Source organism: Bradyrhizobium sp. USDA 4503, assembly GCF_054055815.1.
The window spans coordinates 7,380,833-7,393,999 of sequence record NZ_JBSRXS010000001.1 but is presented as its reverse complement, the minus strand read 5'-3'; the positions used below and the strand labels follow the sequence as shown (position 1 = coordinate 7,393,999).

The following is a 13,167-nucleotide window of genomic DNA, read 5'->3' as shown; positions in this document are numbered from 1 at the left end:
CACCATGGATCTCACCTTCAGTGCCGAGGAACGCGCTTTCGAGCAGGAAGTCCGCGATTTCATTGCCGGCAGCCTGACGCCGGAGATGAAGCGCGCCACCGCGCTGACGCCGTCGGTGTTCTCCGATCCCGACATCGGCATGGCCTGGCAGCGCGCGCTTCACAAGAAGGGCTGGGGTGCGCCGGGCTGGCCGGTGGAGCATGGCGGACCGGACTGGACACCGGCACAGCGCTGGATCTTCGAGGCCGAATGCGCGCGCGCCGGCGTGCCCAATGTCAACGTGATGGGCGTGAAGATGGTCGGCCCCGTCATCATCGGGTTCGGCTCGCCCGAGCAGCAGAACTTTTACCTCCCGCGAATTCTCTCCGGCGAGGATTACTGGTGCCAGGGCTATTCCGAGCCGGGCTCGGGCTCCGACCTCGCCTCGCTGAAGACCCGCGCGGTGCGCGACGGCGACGACTACATCATCAACGGCACCAAGATCTGGACCACGCATGCGCATCACGCCAACCGCATGTTCGCGCTGGTGCGCACCAATGACGGCGAGCGGCAGCAGGACGGCATCAGCTTCATCCTGATCGACATGAAGACGCCGGGCATCACCACGCGCCCGATCCTGACCATCGGCGGCGACCACGAGGTCAACCAGGTGTTCTTCGACGACGTCCGCGTGCCCGTCGCCAACCGCGTCGGCGAGGAAGGCAAGGGCTGGACCTACGGCAAGTATCTGCTCGAATTCGAGCGCGGCTCCGGCATCGCGTCGGCCAAGCTGCGCGAGGCGCTGAAGACGATCACCGATCTCGCTGACTCCGAGGTCACCGGCCGCGCCATCGAGGATCCCGATATTGCGATCCGGATGTCGGAGGTCGAGGTCGATATCGACGCGCTCGAGATGACCGAGCTCAGGGTGCTGTCGGCGCTGCAGACCGGGCAGAATCCGGGCGCGGTGTCGTCGCTGATCAAGCTCAGGGTCAGCGAGATCCGCCAAGCGGTGACGCGGCTCGGCGTCGACGTGATCGGCCAGGACGGGCTTGCCGTCGAGCCGGCGCGTCCGTTCTACCGGCTCAACCACGAGCCGGCGATCCCCGAAGAACTGCTGCCGGTGGTGCCGGAATATCTCAACGGCCGCGCCTATACGATCTTCGGCGGATCATCCGAGATCCAGCGCGACATCATCGCGAAGATGGTGCTGGGACTGTAGGGCACCTCGTTCCGGGGCATCGCAAAGCGATGAACCTCAGGTGCGCAATTGCGCACCGGGGAACCTCGATGTTGTGGCGCGAGATTCCGGGTTCGCGCTAACGCGCGCCCCGGAATAACGGTGGAGGAGAAAGCGCGGCCTATGCCGCCCCCACCTTCGCGTCGCGGATCGCCTGCCAGATCTTCGACGGCGTCAGCGGCGTGTTGAGCTGGGTGATCCCGACCTCACTCAGCGCATCCATCACGCCGTTGGTGATGCAGGGCGGCCCGCCGATCGCGCCGGACTCGCCGCAGCCCTTGGCGCCTAGCGGGTTGGTCTTGCACGGCGCGGAGCCATCGAGCGTCACCGTGATCGGCGGAATGTCGTCCGCGCGCGGGATGCAATAGTCCTGATAGCTCGCGGTCAGCAGCTGGCCTTCCTCGCTATAGGCCACGCCCTCGTAGAGTGCCTGGCCAATGCCCTGGACAACGCCGCCATGCACCTGCCCCGTCACCAGCATCGGATTGACCGCGACGCCGACGTCGTCGACCGTGGTGTAGCGCACCACCCGCGTGACGCCGGTCTCGGGATCGATCTCGACCTCGCAGATATGGGTGCCGTTCGGCCAGCTCGGCCCGTCGACATTGCCCTCGCTCTCGACCGAGAGCTTTGCGCCGTTTTCCTTCGCCGCGATCTCGAACAGGCTGATGCGCCTGTCGGTGCCGACCACGGTGAGGAACCCGTCGCGATACTCGATGTCCTCGACGGAGGCTTCCAGCAGGTTGGAGGCCTTGTCGCGCGCCTTGCTGATCATGTCGTTGGTGGAGACCGCAACCGCGGTGCCGCCGACGAACAGCGAACGCGAGCCGACGCTGCCGAAGCCCGTGGCGAGGTCCGTGTCGCCCTGGATCACGTCGATCTTGTCCATCGCGATGCCGAGCGTATCAGCGATCATCTGGGTGTAGGTGGTGGCGAGGCCCTGCCCCATCGCCATCGTGCCGGAGTGCAGGATGACGCGGCCTTCGGCGGTCGCGTGCAGCGAGACGTTCTCGGTGTGGGCCCGGCCGCCGGTCCATTCGATGTAGCTGGTGAGACCGCGGCCGTAGAGCAGGCCCTTCTTCTTCGCCGCCTTCTTGCGTGCGGCAAAGCCGTTCCAGTCGGCCAAATCAGACGCGCGCTCCAGCATGTGCGCGAAGGCACCGGAATCGTACACCTGCCCGACCGCATTGGTGTAGGGCAGCTGTGCCGGCTTGATGTAGTTGACCTTGCGGATGGTGCGCGGGTCCATGCCGATCTGGCGCGCGGCGGCGTCGAACAGCCGCTCGACGATGAACACCGCCTCGGGCCTGCCGGCGCCGCGATAGGCGCCGACCGGCGCGGTGTGGGTCATCACCGACTTCACCTCGAAATGCACCAGCGGCAGGTCGTAGACGCCGGTCTGCACGAACGGGCCGAGCACCAGCGGAATGATGTTGGCGGTGCCCGACGAATAGGCCCCGGTGCCGCCGATCGAGCGCACCCGGTAGGCCAGCACGCGGCCCTTGGCGTCGAGCGCGAACTCGCCGGTAGATGTGAGGTCGCGGCCATGGGTGCCGCCGACGAACTCGTCGGTGCGGTCGCCGCGCCAGCGGATCTTCTCGTTCAGCTTGGTCGCGGCATAGGCGACGATGCCGTCTTCCGGATACAGGCTGGTCTTCTGGCCGAAGCCGCCGCCGATGTCGCCGACCAGCACGCGCACGCTGTCCTTCGGCCGCTTCAGGATCGATTCCGCCAAGAGGTCGCGGGTCGAACCCGGAGTCTGCGACTGCACGTGCAGAATCAGCCGGCCGGTCTTCTTCTCGATCTCGGCAATGGTCGAGCGCGGCTCCATCGCCGACGGCACCAGGCGCTGGCTGACCAGGTCGAGCGACACCTTGTGCGCGGCGTTGGCGAAGGCTTCCTCGACCTTGGCGGCATCGCCATAGCTCATCGCGGCCACGATGTTGTCGGGCGCCTCCGGCCAGACCGCCGGCGCACCGGGCTTGATCGCCTCGACCGGATCAACCACCGAGGGCAGCACCTCGTAATCGATCTCGATCGCCTCGGCCGCGGTCTGCGCCAGCACCCGCGAGGTCGCGACCACAGCCGCGACGCCCTCGCCCGCGTAACGCACCACATCATGCGCCAGCAGGCGCCGTGGCGGCACGGTCATCGGCGAGCCGTCGGGCCGCTTGAAGATCGCAAGCGTCGGCAGCGTGCCGATATCGTCCTTGACGAGGTCGGCGCCGGTATAGACGGCCTTGACGCCCGGCATCTCCAGCGCCGCCCTGGCGTCGATCGAGCTTGATGTTGGCATGGGCGTGCGGCGAGCGCAGCACGTGCAGCCAGAGCGCGCCGTCCTGCGGCTTGTCGTCGATGAAATGCCCCTTCCCGGTGACCAGCCGCTGGTCCTCCAGACGCTTGACTGGCTGGCCCGCACCAAAACGCATATTGCCGGGAAGAATGTTCATCAGAGGGTCCTTCGAGCTTCCAAGAATTTCCAGAGAATTTGGCGGCGGTTTTAGCGGATTTTGGCGGCCTGACAACCACAGCGCCGGCCAGAGGACAGGCGTGTCGTCGCGCGGCGCGCGGAAGCACAATCCGGTGGCACGCGTCAGGCCAGTGACGACATCATTGCGCCCGGCCGATATCGACGATGGCGACCTCGACATCGCGCGCCGAGCCGTCGCGGTTCACGCTGAGCCGCACTTTCTTGCCGACCCCGATCTGCTCGAGCTGGTCGGCCAGATCGGAGAGCCGGTGCACCGGCTTGCCGTCGACCGCGGTGATCACGTCGCCGAGCTCACCGGTCGACATGTCGACCCCGCGTATCCCGGCGCGCTCGGCCGGCGACCCCGGTGTCGTGCGCACCACGATCAATCCTTCGGCACCGATACGCGTGGCGACCGCCTCATTCGCGGTCACGATGCCGATCCCCGGCGTCGGCACGCGGCCGTTGCGGATCAGGTCTGGCACCACGCGATTGACGATGTCGACCGGGATCGCAAAGCCGATGCCGGCATTCGAGCCCGACGGCGACAGGATCGCCGTGGTCACGCCGATCAGCCGGCCGGCGGAATCGAGCAACGGGCCGCCCGAATTGCCCGGATTGATCGCGGTGTCGGTCTGGATCACATTGGAGATCTCGCGCCCGCTCGAGGTCGGCAGCCGGCGCTTGAGCGCGCTGATGATGCCGCTGGACATCGATTGATCGAGCCCGAACGGGTTGCCGATCGCGTAGGCGAACTGGCCGACCTTGAGATCGGCCGAGCTGCCGAGCGCCAGTGACGGCGGCAGCTTGCGCGCGCTGCGGATGCGCAGCACGGCCAGATCGTAGTTCGGCGCCGTGCCGACGATTTCGGCGCGTACCGCTTCGCCGGAGGCAAAGCGGATCGCGACCTGGCTTGCGTTCTGCACCACGTGGTTGTTGGTAACGACGTGGCCGTCATTGTCCCAGACAATGCCGGTGCCCGACGCCGCGCCGCCCTCCTGCTCCTCGCTCAGCGGATTGGCGGCGGTTTGCGTCACCACCTGCACGACCGACGGCGAGACCTTCTCGAAGATCTCGACATTTGCCTTTTCGGCATCCGACAGCGCGCCGCGCTCGGCGACCGCGCGGGCAGCCGGGCCGCTCCACGGCGCCTGACGGATGCTGCCGGCCGCGAATATCAGCAGAATGGCCGCGATCACGGCCAGGACAAGGACGGTACGCCGATTCATTGCTGTGCTCCACGCAACAAACGCGCTGACCAAGCGGAGGTTTCCGGCATAGCCAAGGCGGATTGCCCGGCATTTTGCCGCGCAGTCCCCGACGGCTTCAGGCCAGATCGCGCAACGCCGCCTCGACCACCTTGCGCTGCTCGGCCGTGAGCGGCGCCTGCGGCGGCACGGGATCGCCGACGTCGTAGCCCTGGCTCGCGAGCCCGGCCTTGATGCAGGCGGCGAGGTTGAAGCGGGCGAACGCCTCGTTGATACGCCACAGCTTGCGCTGCAGGGCCATCGCCTCATCCCAGCGGGTGCGGCGGCACAGATTGTAGAGCTCGACACTCTGCCGCGGGATGATGCAGGCCGGGCCCGCCATCCAGCCATGGCCGCCGATCAGCATCACCGCGGCCGGAATATGGGCGGAGGCCGAGAACACTTTCAGGCTGTCGCCGCAACGGTTCATGATCGACAGCAGCCGCCCGGTGTTGGTCGACGCGTCCTTGATGTAACCGATGCGCGGATGCCCGGCGAGCCGCGCGATGACGTCAAGCGTGAGGTCGGAGCGCTGGAAATTCGGATTGGTATAGATCACGACCGGAATGTCGACGGCGTCGGCGATGGCGCGGAAATAGGCTTCCACCTGCGCATCACCGACCGGAAAATACGCCTCCATGATCGCGAGAATGCCGGTCGCGCCGCGCTTCTGGTAGGCCTTGGCCTGCGCCACCGCATCCGCCGTCGAGGTCGAGGCGACGCCGGCGACCACCGGCACGCGGCCCTGCGCGGCCTCGATCGTGGTCGCCACCACCTGCATGCGCTGCGCATTGTTGAGGTAGGCGAATTCGCCGGTCGAGCCGAGCGGCGTCAGGCCGTGGACGCCGGCCTTGACCAGATCGTCGCAGAGCCGGCCCAGCACCTCGGTGCGGACATGGCCGGCAGGGTCGACCGGGGACACCAGGTACGGAAAGACGCCGTGGAAATCAGCCATTTGCGAGCCTCGTTGACGGCGAGACATAATCGGGATCGTGCGCAAAGGGAAGCGGCGCGCCGCTGCGCAAGGCGCCGAGCACCGCTGCGAAATCCGTGCCGGCGCGGAAGCCGAGCAGCCGTTCGGCCTTGCCGGCATCGTAGATCCGGCCGATCGATTTCGGCAGGCGCCAGCCACGCCGCGCGAACAGCGCCGGCGCATCGGGGAATGTGCGCGCGATGACCCCGGCCGCGTCCGTCTTCAGGTCGGCGACATCGCCACGCTTGAACGGCGTCGGCGCGCTGATCACGAAGACCTCGAAGCCGCGGATCTTGTCGAGCGCCACGACATGGGCATCGGCGGCGTCCTCGACCGTGAGGCGGCGGTACAACAGCTCGGTCGCCTTCAGGTTCTCGCCATGGATGTCACGGATGGTGTCGTCATCCTCCGGGAAGAAGCGGCTGGTGCGCAGCACCGCGCAGTTCAGCCCGTGCTCGCGGCTATACAGGCGGCACAGCCCTTCAGCGGCGAGTTTTGTCACTCCGTAGATGTTGCGCGGCTCGAGCGGTCCTGTCGTCTCGTCGAGCCACACCGCAGCATGGCCTTCCTCGTCGCGGATCGCCTGCGAAATCATCAGCGAGGTCGTCGAGGTGAAGACGAAACGGTCGTGGCCGGCAGCAACTGCCGCCTGCAGCAAATTGAGCGTGCCTGTGACGTTGACGTCGACAAAGGCCTGCGGCGCGAACCGCGCGATATCAGGCTTGTGCAGCGCCCCGCCATGGATCACGGCCTCGATGCCGTGATCGGCGAACACACGCTCGACCACCGATCGTTCGGCTACCGAGCCTGTGACATCGGTCGCCTCGCCCGGGACGACGTCGAGGCCGACCACGTCATGGCCGGCCTGTCGAAGCCACGGCGCGAGGAAACGGCCGAGCCAGCCGGAGGAGCCGGTCAACAATATTCGCATGAATTCTGCCCGGCCCGCGCCTTTCAGAACACCTTGGCGATCGCGGCCTGCGCATCGCCCTGGATCTGCTTCAGATGATCCGGCCCGCGGAAGCTCTCGGCGTAGATCTTGTAGACATCCTCGGTGCCGGAGGGACGCGCGGCGAACCAGCCCGCCTCGCTCTCGACCTTGATGCCGCCGAACGGCTGGTCGTTGCCCGGCGCCTTGGTCCTGACCGCGCGCACGGCATCGCCGGCGAGCTGCGTCATGTTGAGCTGCTCGGGCCCGAGCGCCTTCAGCGCGTTCTTCTGCTTCGGCGTCGCCGCCACATCGATGCGCTCGTAATAGGGAACGCCGAGTTCGGCGGTCAGCTCGCCGAACAATTCGCTCGGATCGCGGCCGGTCCTGGCGATGATCTCGGCTGCCAAGAGGCCGAGGATGATGCCGTCCTTGTCGGTGGTCCACACCGAGCCGTCGCGCTTCAGGAACGAAGCGCCCGCGCTCTCCTCGCCGGCAAAGCCGAAGCCGCCGCTGCCGAGCCCGTCGACGAACCATTTGAAGCCGACCGGCGTCTCGACCAGCTTGCGGCCCAGCTTCTTCGCCACGCGATCGATGATCGAGCTCGACACGATGGTCTTGCCGATCGCGGCGTCCTTGCTCCATTGCGGCCGGTGCGCGAACAGATAGGCGATCGCGGTGGCAAGGAAGTGGTTCGGGTTCATCAGCCCGTTCGAGCGGGTCACGATGCCGTGGCGGTCGGCGTCGGTGTCGTTGGCGAAAGCGACGTCGAAACGGTCGCGCATCCCGATCAGGCTCGCCATCGCATAAGGCGACGAGCAGTCCATCCGGATCTTGCCGTCCCAGTCCGCGGTCATGAAGCGGAAGGTCGGATCGACCGCCTCGTTGACGACTGACGCGTTGATGCCGTAGCGCGCGATGATCGGCTGCCAGTAGTGCACCGCCGCGCCGCCGAGCGGGTCGATGCCGATCTTGACGCCGGCAGACTTGATCAGCGCGAGATCGACGGTGTTGCCGAGATCGGCGACATAGGGCGTGATATAATCGTGCAGATGCGTGGTCGCCGCCTTGCGCGCGCGATCATAGGACAGCCGCGCGACGCCCTTGAGGCCGGCCTCGATGTAGCGGTTGGCGTTCTTCTCGACCACGGCGGTGACGTCGGTGTCGGCCGGACCACCATGCGGTGGATTGTACTTGTAGCCGCCGTCCTCCGGCGGGTTGTGTGACGGCGTGATGACGACGCCGTCGGCGAGGCCCGCGCTACGGCCCTTGTTGTAGCTCAGAATCGCATGCGAGATCACCGGCGTCGGGGTGTAGCCGGCCTGCGCGTCGATCATGATCTCGACGCCGTTGGCCGCGAACACCTCGACCGCGCTGGCCAGCGCCGGCTCAGCCAGCGCATGGGTGTCGATGCCGACGAACAGCGGTCCGGTGAGGCCCTTCTCGCGCCGGTAATCGCAGATCGCCTGCGTGGTGGCGAGGATATGGTCCTCGTTGAAGGAATTCTTCAGCGACGAGCCGCGATGGCCCGAGGTGCCGAACGCAACCCGCTGGGCGGGATCGCCGGCGTCGGGCTTGCCGGCAAAATAGGCCGTGACCAGCCGCGGCACATTGGCGAGCGCGGCGGGATCGATGGGTTTGCCGGCGGCAGGATTTGGTGCAGTCACGTGACCTCTCAGATCTGGTATCGCCGACCATCTGCGCAATGGTGATGCAGTGGCGTGCTACCATGGCGGCTTACGTTCAATCAAGCCGAGGGCTTTTCGTTCCTTGCCCACCGCAGCAATGCTTCAGCGTCTTGTTTGAGCATGATCTCCGCGCAAACGCTTTGCGTTTGTCGCGAGGAAAGCCGCTTCGCACTTTGCGCTAACGCGGCCCTTCGGGTCCGGATCATGCTCTACGACACATCGATCTGCTGCACCTTCTCGCGCAATTCGTCGACCAGCACCCGCTTGTTCTCGGTATAGTCGATCGGCACCACGACAAGATGCACGCCGCCGCCGGAAAACGCCCGTTCCAGGGTCGGAACGATCGCATCCGTGCTCGCGATCCGCGAACCCTTGGCGCCGTAGCTTTCGGCGTATTTGACGAAATCCGGGTTGCCGAAGGTCAGGCCGAAATCCGGGAAATTGTCGACCGCCTGCTTCCAACGGATCATGCCGTAGGCGGAATCCTCCAGGATCAGGATCACCAGATTGAGCTTGAGGCGGACGGCGGTCTCGAGCTCCTGCGAGTTCATCATGAAGCCGCCATCGCCACAGACCGCGAGCACGCGGTTCTTCGGATACAGCATCGCCGCCATCATCGCCGACGGCAGGCCGGCGCCCATGGTCGCGAGCGCGTTGTCGAGCAGCAGCGAGTTCGCGAGCAGCGTGCGGTAATTGCGCGCGAACCAGATCTTGTACATGCCGTTGTCGAGCGCGACGATGCCGTCCTCGGGAATGACCTGCCGCACATCGTGCACGATGCGCTGCGGCGTCGGCGGCCAGCGGCCCTCGGTGGCGCGATCGGTGATCTTGGCCAGAATGCTTTGGCGCAGGCTGAGCAGCGCGCTGGCATGCGGCAGCTTTCCCTCGACCCGATCGGCCAGCAATTCAAGGCTCGGACCGACGTCGCCGATCACCTCGCATTGCGGGAAATAGACCTGCTCGACCGTTGCCGGCATGTAGCTGACATGGATCACCTGCGGCCCCTTCGGGCCCATGATGAAAGGCGGCTTCTCGACCGTGTCGTGACCGATCGCGATGATGAGGTCGGCGCGGTCGATCGCCTCGTGCACGTAGTCGCGCTCGCTCAGCGCGGCGGTTCCCATATACTGATTGGTCCCGCCCGACACCGTGCCCTTGCCCATCTGCGTGGTGATGAACGGGATTTTCGTGCGCCGCACGAAATCGCCGATCCCGGCAGTCGAACGCGGACGCGATGCCGCAGCACCAAGCATGATCAGCGGGCGCTGCGCCTTCAGGATCATGTCGGCGGCGCGGTCGAGCGCGGCGGCGTGCGCGATCGGAATCTCGATCGGATGCGGCGGTATCATTTCGACCGGCGCAGTTTCCTCGCCAGCGATATCTTCCGGCAGTTCGAGTAGCACCGGCCCCGGCCGTTCCTGCGTCGCAATTCGGAAGGCGTCGCGAACCAGCGTCGGAATGGTCGCGCCGCTGACGATCTGCAGCGACAATTTGGTCAGCGGGCGAAACGTGTTGACGATGTCGACAATCTGGAACTTGGCCTGCCGGCTGCTCAAGATGCCCTTCTGTCCGGTCAGCATCACCATCGGCATCGCGCCGAGCAGCGCGTAGGCGGCGCCGGTGGTCAGGTTGAGCGCGCCGGGACCGAGCGTCGTCATGCAGACGCCGGGCTTACCGGTCAGCCGGCCATAGGTCGCCGCCATGAACGCCGCCGCCTGCTCGTGGCGGGTCACGATCAGTTTGATCGAGGATTTGCGCAGGCTCTCGACGACATCGAGATTCTCCTCGCCCGGGACGCCGAATACCCGCTCCACGCCCTCATTCTCGAGGGCCGCGACCAGCAAATCGGAACCTTTGACCATCTCAGCCTCGCATCGTTGATTGCATGCCGCGCACGGAGCATAGCCGCATCGCGCGCCGCCGGAAACTGCTTCGCGATCTCACGGTTTGCGCGCCCTGATCCAGCCGTCGGCGGCGGCGGCGGGCAGCACGCGCGCGGCGAGATCGGCCGAGATCGCGATCGCCTGCACGGATCGCGCCACCATCACCCGTCCGCCGGTGGTCGATTGCGACGGAGCAAACGCGGCCAGTTCCGCCGCATGGTCCTCATCGGTAAAATTGGTCATGAAGTTCGGCACGAACTGGTCGCGGAAGTTCGGCCCCTGCCTTGCCAGCAACGTATCGAAATTAGTCCGGACGAAGTCCCAGGCGAGCTGCGGCTGCTCGCCTGAAGACGCAACCGCGTTGATCATCCCCGTCACGATCGTGTCGGGCAATTCGTTGGTCAGCGTCAACGCCAGCGTCGCCCGCGCCAATTCGGCATCGCGGGCGCTTGCCGCCGCGAGATAATAGCGCAGCCGTTCATTGGTCGCCGTGCTGTTGCGCGCGAGCGCCAGCAGCTGGACGTAGGTCGCCCGATCGGCGGTCACACCGACAACATGCGTGACGGCATCGCGCAATGCGGTCGGAAGCGAATTGGGATCATCGACGAATCCCGCAAAGCGCCGCTTCGCTTCCGCCACAATAGCTGCATCCCCGAGATCGCCAAGCGTCGAGATCAGGCTTGCACGCAACAACGCAGTGTCATCGTCGCCTGAACCGGCGCCGTCCCATCCGACCCGATCGAACACCGGGCGCAGCTTGGCGCGGGCATAGGCCTGGATCACCGGCCGCTCGGTGCGGCCGCGCGACAGCCGGTTCAGCGCCGCGAATGTCGAGATCACCTGGTCCCACACCGCGCGTTGGTCACCGGCATCGAGCGCATCGAGCAGCGCGAGATAGGACGGCGCCTCCGCGCGGCCCGCCTGCACCAGCGCCCAGCTGTCGGTGACGACATTGAGACGGTCCGTGACCTGCATTTGCGGGAATGCGTTCAGCAACGCCGCACGGTTCTTCGGGCCGTACTCGACTCTGAAGTAGCCGACGTCGCCGAGGTTGACCTTGATCGCATCGCCGCAGGCGCCGGCCGGGATATTGGTGCTCCCCTTCAACAATATCTCGTCGAACGGTTTGCCATGCGCCGGTCCGACCGCAACGGGGATCTGCCAGTTGCGGGCCGGCAGCGGCGGATTGCTGGCCGGCGCGATCACGAAGCGATCCTGCCGCAGGGTCAGACGTTGCGCCATGCCATCGCAGGCCGCCTCGGCCACGACCAGCGGCACGCCGTCCTGCTCGGTGAACGAGGCGGCGATACCGGTGATGGTCTTGCCGCCGCTACTCTCGAGCGCCTGCCAGAGATCAGCTGTTGTCGCGTTGCTGTAGGCATGCGCAGCCATGTATTTGCGGATGCCGTCGCGGAACGCCGGTTCGCCGAGATAGGTCTCGAGCATGCGGATCAACGCCTGCCCCTTGCCGTAGGTGATGGCGTCGAACGCCGTCACCGCTTCGCTGTGATCGGCAATCGGCTGCTGCACGGGATGCGAGGTGCGCCGCGCATCGAGCGCCATGGCGAACTGCTTCGCGCCGTAGCCGTTCAGCCAGCCCTGCCACTCTGGATAGAACTGCTCCGACGCCTTGGTTGCCATCCAGCTGGCAAAGCCCTCGTTGAGCCAGAGATTGTCCCACCACGCCATGGTGACGAGATCGCCGAACCACATATGCGCCATCTCGTGCGCGATGATGGCGAAGATGCCACGCCGCGCGGTCTCGGCGGACGTCGCGGGATCGAACAGCAGCCGGCTCTCGAAGAAGGTGATGCCGCCCCAATTCTCCATCGCGCCGCCGAACCCGCCCGGAACTGCGATCAGGTCCAGCTTCGGCAGCGGATATTTGACGCCGAAATAGTCGTTGTAATAGGCGAGCAGCTTCACCGCGCTGTCGAGCGCGAACCGGCCCTGCCCGCCCTTGCCCTCCGTCGTCACCACGCCGACCGTGACGCCGCCGGCATCCGCTGTGACGCGCTCGAGCTCGCCAACCGTGAGCACGAACAGATAGCTCGACATCTTCGGCGTCGGCGCGAACGCAACCTTTTTGAGATCGCCGGCGACCGGCTCTTCGCTGGTCACGGGCATGTTGCCGACCGCGAGCAGATTGCGCGGAATGACGACGGTCAGCGCGAAGCTCGGCTTGAACGACGGCTCGTCCCAGCACGGGAAGATCCGCCTCGCATCGGCCGGCTCCAGCTTGCTGGAGATCATCCGCTTGATCCCGGTCCTGGTCGGGTAGTCGACCGAGAACAGGCCGGTGCCGAATTTGTTGATCTGCGCCGTGAAGGCGATACGCAGCTTGTGGCGGCCGGCCGCAAGCGGCCTGGCGAAGGTCAGCGTTGCGGTCTGCGCGGCGGCGTCGGTCGCGACCTCCGCGTGCTGCGCGCCGTCATCGATCGTGACCTCTGCGAATGTCGTGTTGACCGCGTTCAGCGTCAGCTGCGCGGTCGCCTCGCGTACCTCGATGTCGACGGTCTCGACGCCCGGCAGAGCGAGGCCCGTGATATCAGGCGTCAGCTCGATCGCGTAATGCAACGGGACGACCGTCTTCGGCAGCTTTCCGGGCGTGCGGTCGAACGAAAATGTCTGCTCGGCATGCGCGCTTGCGGCCATCGCCAAAGCCAAGCCGATCGCAGTGGCAAGACAACGCAGCAGCGCCGTTCGGACATGGGTTGCAGGCTTGTTCATCGCGCGCAGCTCACGGGAATCTCGGGGAT

At 66.1% G+C, this 13,167-nt stretch carries 7 protein-coding genes and 1 pseudogene; 1 reads left to right on the top strand and 7 read right to left on the bottom strand.

Going from position 1 to position 13,167, the window contains the following annotated elements; genetic code table 11:
• Window positions 1–4 precede the first annotated feature (4 nt).
• Window positions 5–1,201, top strand: coding sequence for an acyl-CoA dehydrogenase family protein (locus tag ACVMIH_RS35170; protein WP_141342655.1), 1,197 nt, complete (start codon window positions 5–7; stop codon window positions 1,199–1,201).
• Between the two features lie 139 nt (window positions 1,202–1,340).
• On the opposite strand, the pseudogene ACVMIH_RS35165 reads toward ACVMIH_RS35170, so the two are convergent.
• The 7 genes and pseudogenes from ACVMIH_RS35165 to ACVMIH_RS35135 all read right to left on the bottom strand — a co-directional run bounded on the left by ACVMIH_RS35165 (window position 1,341) and on the right by ACVMIH_RS35135 (window position 13,138).
• A pseudogene (locus ACVMIH_RS35165) lies at window positions 1,341–3,669 on the bottom strand (xanthine dehydrogenase family protein molybdopterin-binding subunit).
• 160 nt (window positions 3,670–3,829) lie between these two features.
• A complete protein-coding gene (locus ACVMIH_RS35160) occupies window positions 3,830–4,918 on the bottom strand; it encodes a S1C family serine protease (protein ID WP_057019255.1) in 1,089 nt (362 codons plus the stop codon).
• Window positions 4,919–5,015: 97 nt separating this feature from the next.
• Window positions 5,016–5,891, bottom strand: a complete 876-nt coding sequence (locus tag ACVMIH_RS35155) for a dihydrodipicolinate synthase family protein (protein ID WP_057019254.1) — start codon at window positions 5,889–5,891, stop codon at window positions 5,016–5,018.
• Window positions 5,884–6,840, bottom strand: a complete 957-nt coding sequence (locus tag ACVMIH_RS35150) for an NAD-dependent epimerase/dehydratase family protein (protein ID WP_057019253.1) — start codon at window positions 6,838–6,840, stop codon at window positions 5,884–5,886. The genes ACVMIH_RS35155 and ACVMIH_RS35150 overlap by 8 nt, the downstream gene beginning before the upstream one ends.
• 23 nt (window positions 6,841–6,863) lie before the next feature.
• Window positions 6,864–8,504 carry a phosphoglucomutase (alpha-D-glucose-1,6-bisphosphate-dependent) gene (gene pgm / locus ACVMIH_RS35145; protein WP_057019252.1) on the bottom strand — a complete coding sequence of 547 codons (1,641 nt, stop codon included), beginning with the start codon at window positions 8,502–8,504 and terminating at the stop codon, window positions 6,864–6,866.
• A gap of 230 nt (window positions 8,505–8,734) precedes the next feature.
• Entirely contained in the window at window positions 8,735–10,387 is a 1,653-nt protein-coding gene (locus ACVMIH_RS35140; RefSeq protein WP_057019251.1) for an acetolactate synthase large subunit, read from the bottom strand.
• A 78-nt stretch (window positions 10,388–10,465) separates the two neighbouring features.
• Window positions 10,466–13,138, bottom strand: coding sequence for a M1 family metallopeptidase (locus tag ACVMIH_RS35135; RefSeq protein WP_456864867.1), 2,673 nt, complete (start codon window positions 13,136–13,138; stop codon window positions 10,466–10,468).
• Window positions 13,139–13,167 lie beyond the last annotated feature (29 nt).

Excerpts from the sequence above, each read along its gene's own strand:
- ACVMIH_RS35135 (WP_456864867.1), bottom strand. The coding sequence starts at position 13,138 with ATGAACAAGCCTGCAACCCATGTCCGAACGGCGCTGCTGCGTTGTCTT.
- ACVMIH_RS35155 (WP_057019254.1), bottom strand. The coding sequence starts at position 5,891 with ATGGCTGATTTCCACGGCGTCTTTCCGTACCTGGTGTCCCCGGTCGAC.
- ACVMIH_RS35140 (WP_057019251.1), bottom strand. The coding sequence starts at position 10,387 with ATGGTCAAAGGTTCCGATTTGCTGGTCGCGGCCCTCGAGAATGAGGGC.
- ACVMIH_RS35170 (WP_141342655.1), top strand. The coding sequence starts at position 5 with ATGGATCTCACCTTCAGTGCCGAGGAACGCGCTTTCGAGCAGGAAGTC.
- ACVMIH_RS35160 (WP_057019255.1), bottom strand. The coding sequence starts at position 4,918 with ATGAATCGGCGTACCGTCCTTGTCCTGGCCGTGATCGCGGCCATTCTG.
- ACVMIH_RS35150 (WP_057019253.1), bottom strand. The coding sequence starts at position 6,840 with ATGCGAATATTGTTGACCGGCTCCTCCGGCTGGCTCGGCCGTTTCCTC.